Origin of the sequence: Endobacter medicaginis (assembly GCF_014192375.1) — a bacterium.
GTDB lineage: Bacteria > Pseudomonadota > Alphaproteobacteria > Acetobacterales > Acetobacteraceae > Endobacter > Endobacter medicaginis.
In genome coordinates this window covers 35,642-53,469 of sequence record NZ_JACHXV010000013.1, presented here as the reverse complement: position 1 = coordinate 53,469, position 17,828 = coordinate 35,642, and the positions used below count along the sequence as shown (strand labels likewise).

Here is a 17,828-nt window from a genome sequence, read left to right as displayed (position 1 = left end):
CCGGCCACCGGCCGCAATCCGCGCCGCGCAGCTTCCACTCGCGGCCGTCGCCGCGTAGGCTTCAGATCGGTGTCTCACAATCTGCGGGCGGTACAATCCCAACAAGCCGATGGACCTTGGGCGTCATCGCCGGTCGATCCTCGACAGGACGTCGGAGGCCTGGACCAGCGAAGAGGAGCTTGCGGCCTGGGCGGAGGGCTACGAGGCTGAGCTGCGGCGCACGGGTCTCGTTGACTTCGACGACCTCGTGATCTTCGGCCAACGCTTGGTGTCGGAGCATGATTGGGTGCTTCCGCTGCTTCAGGCGAAATTCCCGGTCCTGGCGGTGGATGAATATCAGGATCTCGGCGTGGCGCTGCACCGGATCGTCAAGCGCGTGGCCTTCGACGGCGGTGTTCGTCTCTTCGCGGTTGGCGACCCGGATCAGTCGATTTACGGCTTTACGGGCGCCGACGGGGCGTTACTGCAGGAACTGGCCGAGCGCGAGGACGTCGAGCGCGTACAGCTCCAGCTCAACTATCGCTCGGCCTCGCGGATTGTCAGCGCTTCGGAAATGGCGCTGGGGGAGGCGCGCGGCTACCAGTCGAATGACCCGGATCGCCAGGCGGTGATCGCCTTCGTCGAGTGCGATGATGGCTTGGAGGGCCAGGCGGCGCACGCCGTGGCCGAGATTATCCCGGCGGCGCTTGCCGCCAAGCCCGGGCGTGCCCTCGGCGACATCGCTATCCTTTACCGAGACTATCGGGCCGGCGACGTGGTGGCGGAAGCGGTGGCGGCAGCGGACCTCGACTTTGTGAGGGTCGACACGGTCGCGCCGTATCGCAAGGTCGCCCTTACGAACTGGATCGAGGATTGCGCGGCGTGGTGCGCCGGAGGCTGGCGCGAAGCGCGGCCGCAGTTGCGCGGTCTGCTCGATCGATGGATCGGTTTCCATCGCGCACGGATTTCGGATGCCCAGGCGCGAACCGAGCTGCAAAGCCTGACGAGGCTTCTCTGGTCCCTTCGCGTCGAAGAAGGGCTCGCCCGAGACTTTGTGGCGTCGTTGCGCGATGGCATGCTCGATGCGCTCATGGCGGCCGAGCCGAGTCTCGCAGATCAGAGCGAACAGGTCGATCGCATGTCGACGGCGCTCGCTGCTGGCGGGCCGCTCGCGGATCTCGATCTCGCCAGCCTTGGCGGCCGCGACGGCTCGCCAGTCCACCTCAATCTTTTGACGCTGCACTCCGCCAAGGGCTGCGAATACGACGTGGTCATCATGGTCGGACTCGACCTGGGCAGCTTGCCATGGCGGAGCGAGTTGCCCGCGGTGCGGCGGGAAAGCCGGCGCCTGTTTTATGTAGGGCTGACGCGGGCCCGAGATGAAATTCACATGCTGTATTCTGGTTACGTCGATACGCGCGGCGGGAGGATGTATTGGGGGCGCTCTCCGTTCCTGAACGAGCTTGAAGCGCGAATGCAGGAGGCCGAGGACGAATAATATGCTGTCATTCCGCGAAGCTCAGACTGTCGAAGACCTGGCCGACCTGTTCTACGATTTCCTGCCGGGCAGCGGAAACAACAAGACCGCCTTTCCGTTGGCGGCGGCGCAAGCCGGAATCGGCGATCTGTGGGTCCCGGGAAGCAAAAGGCCGGCGATCGTGCAGCTCCTGACGTCCACGCTCGAACATCGGCGCTCTTATTTCACAAAGTTGATCGTCGCGATCGTCAGGCAGGCGATGACCTATCGGCGCGGCAAGGGAAATCCACTGACCCGCGCCGAGATCGATCGGCTGAACACCCTTCTTCCCGGGGTGGAGTTCAAGATTCCGGAGTTGCTTGACCCGGCTTTCCTCAACAGCTTCGCTCAGCCGAAGGCCGAGGAAGGACCGCCGCAAACCGCCGGAACGTTGAGCGCGGCCAAAGCGCAGGAGCTGGCGGCGCATCTTATCGAGATCACGAAGCTGGACCCGCAGGCACGCGGCCTTCGCTTCGAGGGCTTTCTGAATGAGCTGTTCGCGGGCTTCGGCCTTGCACCACGCGGAGCGTTTCGGCTCGTGGGCGAACAGATTGACGGCAGCTTCAAGCTGCAAGGACAAACCTATCTGGTCGAAGCCAAATGGCATGGGCCACAGATTGGCTTTGCCGACCTGATGACTTTCTCTGGGAAGATCGCGGGCAAGGCGTCCTGGTCGCGCGGACTGTTCGTCAGCAATTCCGGATTCACGGCCGATGGGCTTGAGGCCTTCTCGCGTGGCCGGCAAACCAACCTGATTTGCGCGGATGGCCTTGACCTGTACGAGGTGCTCTCGCGCAAGGTGTCGTTGATCGACGTGCTCGAGGAAAAGGCCCGCCGCGCCGCGGAAACTAATCGAGCGTTCATCGCTGTCCGCGATCTGAACCTGCGAAGCGCTTGAGGTGAGCTTCGCGGTTGCCGCCATGGCTCGCGGGATTGATACGTGCTACGTAGCTCTGACGGTATCGTGTTTGACGCGATCTGGCGGCGATGCTTATCGAGAGAGCGAGATTACATCCGATCGATCTCGATAGATGCGAGAATTTGCAAAATTTTTTTCTGCGAATTTTCCCTTTAAAATCAAAAGCGTAACTTTTTGACGGCATCGCTGGCGGGATAACGCTGCTGTTTTCTGAAAAAGATTAGCAATTTCAGTCGGTTATGGGATATATGAACAATCGAGTGGGCGGGTAGGGTCCCAGCGTAAGTCGTCGCGCTGTGGCGTGGATCATCAGGTTGGCGCAAATCATCGGTGAATCGGAGTAATCCGGTGGAGGTCAATCAGTTTTCTGCCGGACCCGGTATGCGTAGATCCTCAATCAGAATGGTCGCTACGGCTTCCTCTGCGATGGCAGTGCCACGGTTCTGCATTGCGGTTGAGAGATGAATATCCCAGTCGGCGTTGACAGGTATGGCACCAAGTTCATGCCTCACGCGTGTGGTGGAACTAGCGGCAGCTTCGTAATCTTGGGTGCTCATTCGCCAAGGATTTGCATTCCAGGTGCGGATCACGAAGTTCGCGATGCCGATGCCGGGCCAATCGAAGTCTCCGTGATAGAGCAGCTTTGCGCCGGCGGCCTGCAATTGATCTAGCAGGATACGTTGCGCAGCCGATGGCATGCCGTCCGTGCAGACCAGTGGAGCGCAGCTGGCGCCCAACTGCTCGGCTGCGATGGCGAGGACGTTGGGGTTCTCGCAGACATGGACGACGCGATCGGCGACGGACCAGATCGTGCTGGCTCGAAGTAATTGCCGCAGCGAAATGTACGACGGTTCGCCTGGATTCCCTAGCGCTCCTTGGGAGGTGGCCACCGGCAAATTGAGGAAGAGTGCGGGCCTGGCCAATTCGTTGACCAGGATGCCAGCACGTGCCCAGATGTCGCGTTGACGCTCCTCCGTGCCTTCTTCCTTTGGAGCATCTTCTGGATCCTCCCCGGTTTCGTGGTTTGTTGGGTGTTGCCGCTCGTAATGCCGCCAAGCGGCGAGTACGAGGGTGGCCACCGGTCGCCCAGCGTCGAGGGCATGGGCGTCGCCGAGCAGGCTGGCTGCCAATTGTGAGCGGGGTCGCCCCTGCGCTGGAAGAGCGCGCAGCACGCTGTCGGCGGCGTTCAATAATGGCATGGCATTTTCCGGGGCACGACTCAGGCGCTTGAGCAGCGGCGGGGCTGACGATGTGTTCAACCAATCCTGCAGCAGCGGGCACGCATCGACCGAGTCGGTCGCGGCGGCCCAGCGTGCCTGCAGTTCCAGGCGCTGCCGCGTCTTGTCGACGATAGGACCGTCTAGGCGTTCCAGCGCGTCGCGCAGTGAGTTCGCTAGGCCGGCTTCGCGCAATGCCGTGTCCAGTTGGCGGATGTCCAGGGTGATCGAGCGCGCCGGTCGTAAGGGTCTGCCGGTCATCTGGCAGAGCGCTTGGTGCGCGTCGGGGGCGAGTCGGTCCAGCCGCAGTGTCGATGCGGTGGCATCGGGGCCGATGCGCTCGAAGTATCGGCGCAGCCGCTGGCGCAGTGGGGCGAGGGCATCGTCGCCCAGCAGGCGTTGCAAGCGCGGATCGGGGGGGAGCGTGGCGTCGGCGCACATGCAGGTCGGGTTCAAGTGGGGCAGATCAGGCGGCAGGCGGGAATCGGCGATCGGGGTCGGGTTCCTGTCGCTTGGCGAGGCCGTCCCAGGTCCAGCGCGAGACGTGCACGGCGTCAATGCCTTCGTGGCGTTGCAATTGGGCGATAGCCACCCCGGGCAACTCGGCCGAGCAGGCCCATTCGCGTTCGCTGGTGACCACGAAGTCGAGGTCGAATTCGCGGATCAGCGCCCAGCAGTGATGGCGTGCGGCGTCATCGATGCCGGCGAAGACCTCATCGAGCAGGACCAGTCGCGGCGCATGCGCGTGGCCGGCCTGGGAGTAGTAGCTGGAGACGGCGGCGAACAGCGGTACGGTCAGGCCCAGGGCGCGTTCGCCGCTGGAGGCCGGACCGGACAACGGGCGCCATTGTCCATCCCAGCGCTGGACGCGGAAACGGTGCCAGCGGCGATAGTCGAGTGCGCGCGCCAGTTGTTCGTGCAGGCTGCCGCCCTGGTCGGCGTCGGCGCGGCTGCGCTCGGCGGCGATGCGCTGTTGCAGCATTTCGCCGACCACGCGGCGGTCCTCGGCGCTCCACAGATCGGTGCTGGTGTTGAGCAGGCGCTGGCGGGCGGCCTTGAGGCCGACCGGGGCGCCGCCATCGCCGCTTTCGAGCAGGGTCTCCCACAGCAGCCGGAAGCGCACGCCGGTGGAGGTCGGACGCTTGGCCAGTTCTGCGTTGATCGCCAGCACCTGTTGCTCGGCGTCGCGCAGCAGCTTGTGGATGGCGCTGGCGATTTCGGCCTGCAGGTGGTTCTCCAGCACCTCGCGTTCGCCGGCGGTTAGCAGTTCCCGGCGCTGCGCGATTTCGCTGGTCAGGCGCGTGCCCAGTTGGTCGGGGCGCTCGGGCCGGTTCTGGTAGACGATGCTGACGATCAGGCCGAAATCGCTGGTTTCGGCCTGGGCGCGGTGGCTGAGCGCGGCCAGCGCGCGGCCGAGTTCGGTGTAGTCCTGCGACACCTGGTTCTGCACGCGGTTCCAGGCGTCGTCGTCGTCCTTGACCTGCAGCAGCGCCTGTTCGGCGCGGCGTGCCAGGGCCAGGGCGGGTTCGATGGTCCAGGGCGCAGCCTGCGGCGGCAGTTCGGCATCGGGCAGTGCGATTTCGAGCAGGCCGGTGGCGGCGAAGCCCTGCCAGTGCTCGATGGCTTGCTGGCGCGAGGCGATGCGCTCGCTCAGGATGGCGTCGGCCGCCTCGACTTTTTGTTCGGCCCGGGCCCGCGTTTCGCCTGCAAGGCGAAGCGCTTCGTTGCTCGACTTGAGTTCCAGATCTGCACTGCTGACGGCCTGTCGGGCATCGCGGATGCGCTGCTGCAGTTCCTCGACCTTGGCGCCGACGGATTCACGCAGCGTCTGCAGGCGGATACGGGCTTCTTCGGCCAGGAGGTCGCGTTCGGCCGCTTGCTCGGTCGCGTGTTCGGCATCGGTCCGTGCTTGCTGTTCGCGTTCGACTTGTTGGCGGTGTTCGGCCAAGGCGTCGTGGCAGGCGCGCGCGGCACTGGTCAGCGCATGCAGCCGATCGCCGAAGGCGAGCAGCGCCCGATCGATGGTGCGCAGGGCGTCGCGCGCTGGCGGCAGCGCAAGATCCTGGGCGTCCTGCTCCAGGGTCTGGCTGGCCGCTTCCCATTGCTGGATGGCACTGCGCAGGGCGTGCTCGGCCTGGTCCAGGCGCAGCCTGGCCGCATCGAGCTCGCGCACGCGCGTGCTGGCTTGCAGGTGCGCGGCGCGCAGGGTGTCGTCGGTGGGCGCGGACTGCCATTCGCTGGCAGCCTGGCGCTGGTCGGCAGCGAGTTGGGCGGAGCCGGCCTGCAACTGCGCATGCGCTAGGTCGAGTTCCTCCAGTCGCTGGGCGATCTCGGCCAGGCGGCGCGCGCGGGCGGCAGCGCGTGCCGCGTAACCGATGAACTCGGCGCGGGGCTTGTGCCAGGCGCCGGCCAATGCGCCCAGCCGGAAGCGGCCGCCGGGTCCGATCCAGGCTTCGGCGCCCGGGTCGTCCTGCTCGCCGCAGGCGACGCCTTCGAACAGGCGTTGCAGCACGGCGGGGGCGACCATCGGCGTGGCCTCGGCCGGGGTCGCCGGCTGTAGCCACGCGGCCAGCGAATCCGGGCGCGCTGGCCGGCCAAGCCACTGGGCATCGTGCGGCAGCGGCGCGCCGCCAGCATCCAGCAACTGTCCGTCGGGCGTCACCCAGGCGTCGAGCAGACCCGAGGCCTGCAGTGCGGCTTCGAGGCCGGGCTGCAGATCGGCCGGCACTGCAGGCGCGAATTCGACCAGTTGCCACAGCGGCGCGCCGCCCCGACCTTCGCGCGCGCCGGGCGCGCGCCATGCCGGTGGCGGGGGCAGGGCGTCTTCGCCGGATTGCAGGCGCGTGCGCTCCGCGTGCAGCGTGGCTTGTTCTTGTTCCAGGGCTTGTTGTTCGGTCTGCAACATGGCCTGGCGCTGGGCCAGCCGCAGGCTGGCGGCCTGCTGGGCGCGGTGCAGGGCGGCGCGCGCGGGGTTGTCGCCGTGTAGGCTCGCGGTCCAGGCGGCCAGCGTTTCGAGGACGTCGCCGCTGTCGGGCACCTGCAACTGCTGCGCAGCATCCAGATGGGATTGCCAGGCTTCGAGCAGGTGCTGGCCTTGCCTTTCGACGGCCGCGTCGGCCTCTTCGCGGCGGGCGGCCGCGGCCTCTGCCTCGTCGGCACGTTCGTCGCGCAAGTCCTGCGCGCGTGCCCGCTCGTGGGCCGCCTGCTCGGCTTCGTCGCAGCGACGCTGCAGGTGGGCGACCTGTTCGCGACGGGCGGCAGCGGTGTGGCGCAGGTCCTGCTGTGCCGATTCCAGCGCCGCTGACGTCAGGGTGGCGGCCTCGCCGTGGGCCAGCAGGCTGGCGCCGTAGTTGGACACCAGGCCAGCGGCTTCGGCCGCTGCGCTGGCCTGTGTGCGGGCCTCGGCCAGTGCGTGGCCCGCATCCTCTGCACGCTGGGCGCGCTGCCGTGTGGCCTGCTGTTCCTGCTCGAAGCGGGTCTGTCGGCGCTGGCGTTCAGTGCGGGCGGCGCCCGCGTCGCGTTGCTGCCGCTCGGCGTCGGCTGCCGCCTTGTCCAGGGCTTTGGCGTCGGTCATGGCCGGGTCGTTCTGCAACTCGTCGAGCCGGCTGCGGTGGCCGGCCAGCGCATTTTCCGCCCACTGTTGCGCCTGTGTCGCTCCGGTTTCGGCGACGCGTGCGGCCCCCAGGGCGAGGCGGCCGTCGTTGAGGTCGCGGCTGGCGTTGTCGAAGCCGGTCTGCGCGCTGCGCAGGCTGCGTGCACGGCGCCGGGCCTGGGTGGCGGCGTAGCGCTAGTAACGCTGGTTGAACTGGCCGACGGCGCGCTCCAAGGCCTCGTACTCCTCCAGCTCGCGGCGGTATTCCTCGAGCTGGTTCAGGGCGTCGGCGACGTCGGCCAGCAGGTCGGTGGAGATCGGCGGCAGTGCTTCGGTCAGCGCGTTGGAGAGGTTGGCCTCGTCCGGTTTTTTGGAGAGCTGCGGCTGGCGCAGCTGGATCAGCGTATCCATCAGCGCGGTGTAGCGCTGCGGCCCCAGGTGGAACAGACGCTCATCGACCGCGCGCCGGTAGGCGGTCGCGGTATCGAACACCTGCCCATGGTCCTGCAGCGCGTCGCGCAGGCGCTCGCGCGTGAGCACCGCACGCGTGGGGCTCATCAGCCAGATGTCCTGGCCGATGCGCTGCTGTTCGAGCACGAAGAACCAGCTGTCGACCTGGGGGCGCGCGGCCACCGCCAGCAGTCCGCAGCCCAGCGTGAGGTAGTGCGGCTGGCCGTCGGCGCCGAGCCGGCCCAGCTCCAGCCAGGCATAGCCCATACGGCGGTCGAGGCGGCCCAGCAGCAGGTTCCAGGCCATCTTCTTGCTGGCGTCGCCGTCGGGTTCGATGCGCGAGGGCTTGAGCTGGGCGTCGAACAGGAACGGCAGGGTCAGCGAGAGCACCTTGGACTTGCCGGTGCCATTGTTGCCGCGCAACAGCAGGTGGCCGTCGCGGAACCAGAACTCCTCGCTGTCGTAGTGGAACAGCTCGATCAGCCCCAGCCGCAGTGGCTGCCAGCGTGCGAGGGTGGGGATGGGCAAGGACGGGGAGGTGGTGTCGGTCATTCGAACAGGGACGGATGGGCGGCCGCGGGCGCGGCTGGCTGGCGGATATCGGCCTCGCCCAGGGCGAAGCGCGCCAGTGCGGGCAGGGGCTGGACGTGGGTCTCGTCGCATGCCGCGAGTTGCAGTTTCTGCAGGCGCTCAAGTGCCAGGTCGGCCAGTTCACGTTCGGCACCGGGTTCGCGCGCCGATTTGCGCCAGTAGCTGCCGTGCGCTTCACGGGCGGTGGCGAGGAAGGCGATGACGTCGTCGCGGTTGATCGCATCGGTGGTTTCTCGCGACCGGGACAGAAACTCGGCGACCAGAAGGGTGGCATGGGCCTCGGTGCCTTCGGCGGGCATGGCGATGTCGGTCAGTTCTGCATCCTCGTCCGCCAGAGCCAGGCCTTCGGCACGCTGCTCGGCGACCAGGCCGGTGGCCTCGCACAGGCGGCTGGCCATCGCGCCGCGCTGGTTGACGAAATAGGCGCGCAATTCGGCGTCGAGGGTATCCAGGTAGACCACGGGGTCGTCTAGCAGGCGGCGTGCGAGGTGGTGGCGCAGGGCCGTGCGCCGGCCTTCCTCGCTGTCGGGCTGGTGCTCGGTTACCAGCGAGGCTAGGCGTGCGTCCAGGTCCACCGGGGCCTGCTCGGCGGGCCAGGTGGACGGGCCGCGGACCGCTGAGAGCACCGCAGCCAGTACGCGGCGGCGCACATCGTACAAGGCGTCCGCGCCCTCGGCCGCCTCGCCGCTGCTGCGTACGTAGCCTTCTTCGTCGCCGGCGACACGCTGCAGCACGCCGATCTCCAGCAGGCTGCGGCAGACGGCGACCAGTTCGCGGCGCTCGTGCGCGGCGCCGAGGGTGAAACGAAAGCCGCGCGATTCCAGCGCAGGGTCGGCGGCCAGCGTCAGCAGCCGCTCGCCGAGGACACGCAGGGTGATCTGCGGGTCGGCGCGTTCGAGCACTGCGCAGGCCAGGCACAGCAGCACGTAGCGCCTGTAGTCGTAACCGGGCAGGCCGCGGCTGGCGTCGCGCAGGTCGGCCGGCCGCTTGTACAGGCGCGCGCAGTCGCGCTCGATGTGCAGCGTCCAGCCGGTCTCGCGCGCGAACCAGGCGCGTAGCTCGTCGGCGTGGCGGCGCACGGCGGCGAAGCCCTCGTGCGCCGGGGTCATCAGCGGCGACATCAGCAGGGCGCGCAGCGCCTGGCGGCGTTCGTCGTCGCGGTGGCGGGCCTGCTGGCGGCCGATGCTGTGGCTGTTCGTGCGGCTGTCGCTGGGGCTCATGGTACTGCGTCCGTGCGAGTGACGGTGATCAGGTGGTCGCGGCCGCTGAACGTGCCGGTGGCGGTGTGGATGGTGGCCCGGCTGTCCGCGGCCAGCGGCTGCATGCGGATGCGCAGCAGGCCGTCGCCGCTGGGCACGTCCACCTCGGCGTCGGGCGAGGATTGCGCGGTCAGCGCCTCGCCCAGCAGCCCGAGGAACAGGGCGAAGGCATGCGGGTCGAGTGTGCCGAACTCGGACAGGCGCGCGCTGCGGCCGTTGGCCAGGCGCTGGCGAGCGGCTTCGATTTGCGCATGTTCCTCGTGCAGCCGAGCGGCGAGCAATTGGCGCTCGGTATCGCGCGCCTGCACCCGTGGCAGTGCGCCGCGTGGCGATGCCTGGCCGTATTCGCGCAGGCGCGGATGGATGCGCAACGGCGGCGCGTCGGCCCAAGGCGTGCTGGCGGGCAAGTCCTGCGCCCCGGACGCCAGTTCGGGGTTCAACGAGAAGTGGCGGGCCGGGTTGAGCGCGAATGCTGCGCGCGCCAGGCGATGGGCCTGGGCATCGTCCTCGCAGGCTGCGAACCAGCCCGCAAGCATGCGGAAGTCCGCAGAGCGGTCGCTGCGTCCGCTGCGGCGCTCATTGATTGTGGCCACGGCTGACAGCAGCTGCGGGATCGCCGCGCGTGCCTTGGCGCGCAGCAATTCGGACTGCGCGGGCGCGTGTCCGGTGGCTAGGAACCAGCGGCGCAGCCCGGTCCAGCGTTCGCGCCAGGCCTGCCAGCCGCGCGTGACTGCATCGAGTTGCTCTGCTTCGTCCCCCGGCGCGCTGTCGCGGGCCTGGCGCTGGGCGGCCAGCCACAGCAGCGATTCGATGCGCGGCTGCAGCGAGAGGATGTGCTGGGCGATGCCGCCGGAACGCGCGACCAGATCGCCGATGAAACGCTCCAAGTAGTCGATCAGCCGCTTTTTGTATGCGAGCACGGCTGCGGCGTCGGCCTGCTGCAATTCGATGCCGCGGCCGACGCCAGCCATGAAGGCCTGAGCGTTGTCGGCCAAGCTCTCAAACACGCGAACTAGGTCGCGCAGGGTTTCGTGCACCTTGACGGCATCGGGTTCGGCGCTGTCGGCCAGGGCCAGCAACGCCTTCAGGCGCAGGGCGATGTCCTCAAGTGCGACGCTCTGCAACTCGGCGCGCCGGCGCAGCGTGCGGCTGAAGGCTGCTAGCGCGGCTTCCACCGCCTCGCCACCCAGCGAGAGCCGGTAGACGAAGCGCGCGCGATAGAAGTCGCTGATGCTGGCGACACGGGCGGTGTCCGGCTGGGATTCGAGGTTGCCCCATTCGGCCAATTGCGCCAGCGCCGCCTGGATTTCTTCCATCCGGGGCGTGGCCGAGCTGACCAACGTCGACCAGTCGCCGTCTTCCAATACCTCGTCGGGGCGAAGATGCAGCCGGAACTGCCGCTTGGCAGCGGCGAAGCAATCCATGACGCAGCGATACAGCGCGGCCTTTTCCGCACTGACGTGGCGAAACAGATCGGCTTGGACTGTTGCTGGGAGCGTCATTTCACGGGCTGGGCGATATGGATTGCAAGGCCAGCGCCAAACGCGCCCGGCTCGCGGCGCCCAACTTCTGCAGTCCCAGTTCGCGTGCCATCGCGGTGTAGATCGATTCGCCTTGAGCGCCGCGTGCGATCATGGCACGGGCCAGCGAAGCCAGTTCCTGCAAGCTGATCTCGTCGGCTGCCCGCAAGCTGTCCTCGTCGGCAGGCGCCCGGAAAGGTGGCTCCGTTGCAGGATCACGGTTCTCGGGCCAGTAGAACGTGCCGACCTCTTCATCCGTCGTCCGATAGCGGGCCCGAGCAAGTTGGAATACGCGCTCGCGGATTCGTCCGCCCGTGCGCAGCCAGCCGTGGGCACGGGCGATGCGACGGGCCAGCAGCGCGTCGAGCACGGGCCCCTCGTGATCGACGACGTGCGCGATCATGGCCGACAGGATGTCGTTGTACTCACCGTCAAAGAATCTATCGGGATTGGCCCCGGCGACAGCTTCGGTGGGATCTGTGACCCGATAGAGCGAGGCTTCCGGTGGCGTTATTTCTTCAGCATCGGTGTAGGCACGGGCTGCTACTGCGGAGACCTGGCGAGCAAAGACTTCCTCGACTTGCTGCGATGGAGCTGTCGCCGAGACTTCCGGTGTGATCGGGTCTGGTGCCTGGATGGGGGCCGCCGTTTCCTCGTCCGGCTTCGTCACTGACGCCATGGCTTGCACGATGGCCGCCTGCGCCAGGCGCTCGGCCTCGGCTTCGCGCTCTGCCTCTTCTGCACGCCGCTCGCGCTGGGCCGTGAGCACGGCTCGCAGCCGGGCATCCAGCCTGTCGAGCGTGCCGGCCGGATCGATCCACCAGTCGGTGGACCAGACGCGAACAATGTCCCATCCCAGACCGCGCAGGACTTGCTCGCGCAGCTTGTCGCGATCGCGCGCAGTGGCGCTGCGATGATAGGTGGCGCCATCGCACTCCACACCGGCCAGATAACGTCCGGCTGCGTCGGGATCGACGATACCGAGGTCGACGCGGAACGAAGAGGCACCGATCTGCGGCTGGACGTGCCAGCCGCGCCGGGCCAGGGCGGCGGCCACGGCCTGTTCAAAGGGACTCTCGAAGCCGCCCAGACTACCGCGGTTGGCTTCCGCCAGCGCACGGGCACCGCGTTCGGCGAATTCCAGGAAGTGCTTGAGGTCGCGCACGCCGATGGCCTGGGTGCGTGCCAGGTCCATCTGCTCGGCCCGGAAGCTGGCGAACACGCGCAGTTCGTGACGTGCACGGGTGATGGCCACGTTGAGCCGGCGCTCGCCGCCTTGGCGGTTGAGCGGGCCGAAGTTCATGGCCAGTTGGCCTGCGGGGTCCGGGCCGTAGGTGATGGAGAAATAGATGAGATCGCGTTCGTCGCCCTGCACGCTCTCCAGGTTCTTGACGAACAGCGGTTCCAACTCGTCCTCGGCGAAGTAGGGCTCCAGACGTGGGTCGTTGCGTCGTGCGTCGTCGAGCAGGTCCTCGATCAGCTTCTGCTGCTCGGCATTGAAGGTGACCACGCCGATCGTCAGCCCGCTTTCTCGGAAACCGGGGGTCGTCAGCCGCGCCACGACATCGGCGACCAGCGCCTTGGCCTCTGCGGGGTTGGTCCGCGTGCCTCCCTTCTGATAGGCACCCGACACCAATTGCAAGCTGACCGCGCGATCATTGGTGACGGGGGAAGGAAAGGTGACCAGACCGCCGTCGTAGTAGGCATGGTTGGAGAAGGCTATCAGGCTTTCATGTCGGGAACGGTAGTGCCAGTTCAGATTCCGTGTCGGCAGATTGGCGCCGATGCACTCGTCGAGGATGCTCTCCAGGTCGGCCTCGACGTCTTCGTCGTCCAGCCCGGATTCGGCTCGGTCGAAGAAGGAGGTCGGCGGCAACTGTTTGGGGTCGCCGACCATGACGACCTGGCGGCCGCGGGCGATGGCACCGATCGCATCCCAGACCGGGATCTGCGAGGCTTCGTCGAAGATCACCAGGTCGAATGCGTTGGCCCCGGCCTGGAGGTACTGGGCGATGGACAGCGGGCTCATCAGCAGGCAGGGCGTGAGCTTGGTCAGCGCCTCCGGAATCTGGGCCATCAGTTCGCGCAACGGTAGGTGCGCGCGCTTCTTGCCCATCTCGTGCCGCAGCAGCCCCCATTCGGAGTTGCGGCTGATGTTGTCCTGCGAGGGCAGGTCAGCGCACAGGCGGGCACGCAGCCAGTCCCGGGTCAGGGAGGTGAAGCGCTCATCGAGCTCGCGGATATCGCGGTTGCGCTGTTCGTGCTCGGCGCTGACGAAACCGCGGATGACCGGCTCATGATCGACCACGGCGTTGAGCCACCAGCGCGCGTAGTTGGTCTCGAAAGTTCGGCGTGCTTGGTCCGGGCCGACCTGGCCTTGCTCGATGCCCTGGACCAGGGTGGCCAGCCCGAGCGCCAGCGCCTCGTCGCGCGCCTGGCGCCATGCGCACCAGCTGCGCAGGCCGTGTTCGGCGCGCACGATGGACTGGCTTTGCTCGATCAGCCCGTCGAGCGACATTGCCTGCCACTGCGTCTGGGCAGTCTCGGCAAAATGTCCGGTGGTCGCGAGTGCCTCGCGCCGGGGAAGCAGCTGTGCCCATTTCTCCAAATACTGAGCGCCGGCCAGCGCGATTCGACCACCGGGCTCCAGCAGTGCATTGGCATCGCCCAACAGCGCATGCAGCGGTGCCTTGCAGGCAGAGATCTGTTCGGGCGTGGTGGCCAGGCGGGCCAGCACGGCAGCCAAATCCTCCCGCAGTTGGCAAGCCTGTTCGAGGTCAGCCAGATTGGTTGCGAGACCTTTCCACAAGCCCGCGGTGGACTCGCGCAAGTCGTCCAGGGCGGCCAGTGCCTGTTCCGTATCCGCCCGCTGGTGAAGCGTCTGTTGGTCGCGTGCCAGCGTGGGGCCGCAAGCGCCTTCCTCAACCAAGATGTGGACATCCAATGCACCTTGCTGGGCATGCTTGCGCCAGTCGCTCAGGAAGTCGAGTGCGGCACGCAGGCGGTCGACTTGCGTGGCATGCCCTGCCCATAGGCCGTCGGTCGCCGTTTCCAGCGATGCCTGTGCCGCAATCTCCTGGTCGAGCTGGCGCAGTCGCCGGGCCCGCTGCAGATCGGCCTGCAGGGCCGCCCCGCATTGGCCGCTGGCGATGGCGTCGAAGCCGTCGTCCTCCCAGGCCTGGCCTTCGCGTACGGCAGCCAGGGCGGTTTGCCAGCGCAGGGCCGTGCGCACCTTGTCCTGTTGTGTCTCCAGTCCTGTCCACACGTCCGCGCATTCCGGGCCTGGAGCGATGGCCTGGATCTGCTGGCGCAAGGCGCGGATGGCATTCCAATGCTGCAGATCGTTGGCGACGTCGGGCTGCGCGCCTCCCGTAGTCGTGCTGGACAGTTGCGCCGTGACCTTACGTTGACCCAGCCACGACTTGGGCCAGAACGTCTGCTCGGCCTGTTCCCACATCTGCTGCAACTGGGCGACGTCGAGCTGTTCGATCGTCTCACCGTAGGGAACCGACAGGGCCGCATGATGTTCGCTGAGCTGAGCCAGCAGGCCTAGCGCCTGGTTGAGCTGGACGGTGATGCGTACCGGCCAGGGCTCGCTAAGCTCGCCATGAGTCTGCCGGTGCTCGGTGAGCAGGGCCAGCCCGTCGACGCAGGCGGTCATGACAGAGGTTGGCCACGGCGTAGACAACTGCATGTTCAGTTCCGCATGGCGGCGCACCAGTGCCGCGCCTTCCTGCAGGCGTTGGCTCAGGCTGCGTGCGTCGGGGCGCAGGACAAAGCGCCAATCATGTCCCGCCGCCAAAGGCAGGCGTTGAGCGAGCAGCAGCAGCGCTTCGCAGGTTTCGGGCGTCAACGTGGGTGAGGGCAGGCCGATGGCCTGGATAAATGCCTGGGCGGATTCGATCGTCGCCTGGGCGGCGGGAAGCACCTCACGCGCAGCGGCGATCAGCTGTTGCTGCCAGGTGGGCGACCAGTCTCCCTGGCCAACCAGGGCGAGGGGGTGCTGCGCCAGCGCGGAATGGCCAATGGCTTGTGCATTGACTTCCAGGCGGTCCACGGCACTGCGCAACTGTTCGATGCCAGCATGATCGTGCTGATCGGCCAAGGGCCAGGCCAAGGGAAGTGTCGGGACGTCATGTCCCGCGCTGACGGTGCCGATGGCATCGAACAGGCTCAGGCCGTTGCGGCGACGCTGATGAAGGCGTTCCACATAGATGTTCAGCGCATCGCGCAGGCGTTTGAGCTTGTCGGCTTCTGCCCGCCACTGCTCGGCGTCGGCTTGGCCGCTACTGGACCAGGCGGACTGCAACTGGGCCAGTACGTCAAGTTTGCGGGCCTTGCTCGAGTGCAGCTCCAGGCAGAACTCGCCCAGGCCGATTTCGCGCAGGCGCCGGTAGACGACGTCCAGCGCCGCGATTTTCTCGGATACGAAGAGGACGCGCCGGCCCTGTGCCAGGGATTGGGCGATCAGGTTGGCGATGGTCTGGCTCTTGCCCGTCCCCGGTGGGCCGATCAGGACGAAGTCCTTGCCCTGCGAGGCGGCCAGCACGGCCGATAACTGCGAGGAATCCGCCGGCAAGGGGCAGAACACCTGCCTGGGGTCGAAGTGCTGATCCAGTTCGCGCACTTGCGGGAACGGAGCACCCGGAGGATAGGCATCGCGCGGGGTGTCCAGCAGGTGGCGCACGACCGGGTTCTCGCGCAACTGTTCGCTGTGCTCGGCCAGGTCTTTCCACATCAGGTACTTGGCGAACGAGAACATGGACAACACCACGTCCTCGGTCACTTCCCAGCCTTTGATGTCCTTGATGGCGTGGCCGACAGCCTTCCAGACCGCAGCGACGTCCAGGCCGGCATCGTCCCGCGGCAGTTCGCCTTCGAGCGTGCCCAGGCTCAGTTCGAAGTCCTGGCGCAGCATCTCGATCAGGGTCGGATTGAAGCGGGGCTCGTCGTCATGCAGGCTGAGCGTGAAGCCCGAGCGGGCGCTCTTGCGCTGCAGGCTGACCGGCACCAGGATCAAGGGCGCGCGGTAGCGCTGACCGTCACGGTCTTCGCGGGTCCAGGATAGGAAGCCCAGGGCGAGATAAAGCGTGTTGGCACCGCCTTCCTGCAAGGTCGTGCGGGCACTGCGAAACAAATCGACCAGGCGTGAATCGAGTTCGATCTCGGGAACGCCAACGAAAACCTCGCGTTTCTGCAGGGCTTCCAGCGCGTGTGCGCGGCGCACGTTCTCACGTTCGCGGGCTTCGTAGATGGCCTGATCGCGCGGATCGGGACCGTCCATCAGGTCCGGACGCGGGCGCAGCTTCAGGGACTGGCCGCTGGCCAGCAGGTCTTCCAGCGCGCCAGGGTCCGGCGCTTCCAGCTTGAGTACCTTCTTGCCGGCCTTGAAGTTGAGCAGGTTGTTGCGCAGCGACAGATCCAGCAGCTTGCGCTGCCAGCGCAGCAGCCGGTCCTTGGGATCGAGTTGGCTGGCGTCTTCTGTATTGGCTGGCGTGCTGTCGGCCAGGTCAGGCGCGTCTTCGATCTTTGGCACGGCGGGCGTGGACGGTGACCCTTCGGTGTCCGACGCCGTAGCAATTGCCGCCTCCGCACTGGCCAATGGCTTGATGCGTTGCAACCGTGCCCGGCGGATGTCCACGGCCAAGCGGAACCCCGCATCCTGAGATTCGTCAACCTGCTGGGCACCGCGTTCGGTGGCATAGCTGAAAGGGACGGTGGGGCGCTGGGTGATCAGGGTGGTCTCGAACAGCACCAGTTCCTTGAGCCTGAGGCGCTTGCGCAATGCGGTCACGTCGTCGACGACCGTGTTGGAAAATTCCTCCGGTTGCAGCCAGACACCTGCAAAGGCATGGCCCTCTGTGAAGACCAGCAGGGGGTTCAAGCCTGCCTGCTCGAGTGCGGCGCAGAACAGCAGCGCGAGGTCGAAGCACGTTCCAAGGCCCGAGCTTTCGATCTGGCTGGGACTGCGCACCTTCTGGCCCGACTGCTCGAAGCTGGCGGGCGGCAAGGCATAGTCCAGCTGCATGCCGGCCGTGGCGCCCCAGATGGCCGAGGCCAGTTCCCAGGCGCGCTTGGCACCGCCGGCATATCCGTCCAGTGCAGGATTGCGATCGTTCTGACGCAGCACCTCGGCGGTTCGCTTGAGCAGTCGATCTACGGCCGGATCGTTGGGCTGGACAAAGGCAGCGACCAGGTCGGGCAGATGCGAGATACCTCCCCATTGATTGCGGGGGAGCAACTCCAGGTGGATATCGCGTTGCGCGAGGGCAGGGGCGGAGGCATCTGCTTCCACTTTGCGCAGTGCCAGTGAGACCGCGGCCGTCTCGGCTTCGGTCAGCCGAGCCAGCAATCCGCCGTCCAGGTTCACATCCATGTCGCGGATCGGATAGCGGGAGCCCGCTGCCAGCGTGTCGATCCGCCATCGGCGCGGCTTCAAAAAGGGTGGATCGGAAGTCAGGACCAGCTCGACCTGCTCATGCGTCTGGTCGGTCTCGTTGATCAACCATAGATCCCGGACCAATGGGACCGCATTCTGAAAGTCCGCCAGGTTCAATTTGGCGATCAGGGTTGCGTCAATCTTCAGTTCGGCAGCGGCGGCCGAACCTTGCGGTTGTGTCTCGTCCATGGAATCCCCTGTGGTGCCCCGTCGTAACATGCATTACGCCCTGTTACGCTCTGCCATGATATTAGCTCTAGTTGCCTGACATTTCGGCAGGTAAGTGTCATGGCGGCGTGGGAGGTAGATAGCGGCCGACGGATCCGGTTCTTGCTGGTAATGGCGG

The 17,828-nt window shown here is 66.7% G+C and carries 7 protein-coding genes and 1 pseudogene; 2 read left to right on the top strand and 6 right to left on the bottom strand.

What is annotated here, in order from left to right:
• Nucleotides 1-109: 109 nt before the first annotated feature.
• Complete coding sequence (locus tag FHR90_RS13755) at nucleotides 110-1,477, top strand: UvrD-helicase domain-containing protein (protein WP_218062045.1); 1,368 nt, start codon at nucleotides 110-112, stop codon at nucleotides 1,475-1,477.
• 1 nt (nucleotide 1,478) lies between these two features.
• Nucleotides 1,479-2,393, top strand: a complete 915-nt coding sequence (locus FHR90_RS13750) for a restriction endonuclease (RefSeq protein ID WP_218062046.1) — start codon at nucleotides 1,479-1,481, stop codon at nucleotides 2,391-2,393.
• Nucleotides 2,394-2,773: 380 nt separating this feature from the next.
• Here the strand turns inward: FHR90_RS13750 and FHR90_RS13745 are convergent, their stop codons facing one another.
• From FHR90_RS13745 to FHR90_RS13725, 6 genes and pseudogenes are all read right to left on the bottom strand, one after another.
• A complete protein-coding gene (locus FHR90_RS13745; protein WP_218062047.1) occupies nucleotides 2,774-4,087 on the bottom strand; it encodes a TIGR02679 family protein in 1,314 nt (437 codons plus the stop codon).
• Between the two features lie 10 nt (nucleotides 4,088-4,097).
• Nucleotides 4,098-7,406: pseudogene (locus FHR90_RS13740) on the bottom strand (TIGR02680 family protein); the annotation flags it as partial.
• 12 nt (nucleotides 7,407-7,418) lie between these two features.
• Complete coding sequence (locus tag FHR90_RS17240) at nucleotides 7,419-8,201, bottom strand: hypothetical protein (protein WP_221188282.1); 783 nt, start codon at nucleotides 8,199-8,201, stop codon at nucleotides 7,419-7,421.
• Between the two features lie 20 nt (nucleotides 8,202-8,221).
• Entirely contained in the window at nucleotides 8,222-9,484 is a 1,263-nt protein-coding gene (locus FHR90_RS13735; RefSeq protein ID WP_176621855.1) for a TIGR02678 family protein, read from the bottom strand.
• Nucleotides 9,481-11,025: a TIGR02677 family protein gene (locus FHR90_RS13730; protein WP_176621856.1), complete on the bottom strand. Its 1,545-nt coding sequence runs from the start codon at nucleotides 11,023-11,025 to the stop codon at nucleotides 9,481-9,483. Before FHR90_RS13730 ends, FHR90_RS13735 begins: the two co-directional genes overlap by 4 nt.
• A gap of 1 nt (nucleotide 11,026) precedes the next feature.
• Nucleotides 11,027-17,671, bottom strand: coding sequence for a DUF3320 domain-containing protein (locus tag FHR90_RS13725; protein WP_183275411.1), 6,645 nt, complete (start codon nucleotides 17,669-17,671; stop codon nucleotides 11,027-11,029).
• Nucleotides 17,672-17,828: the final 157 nt, after the last annotated feature.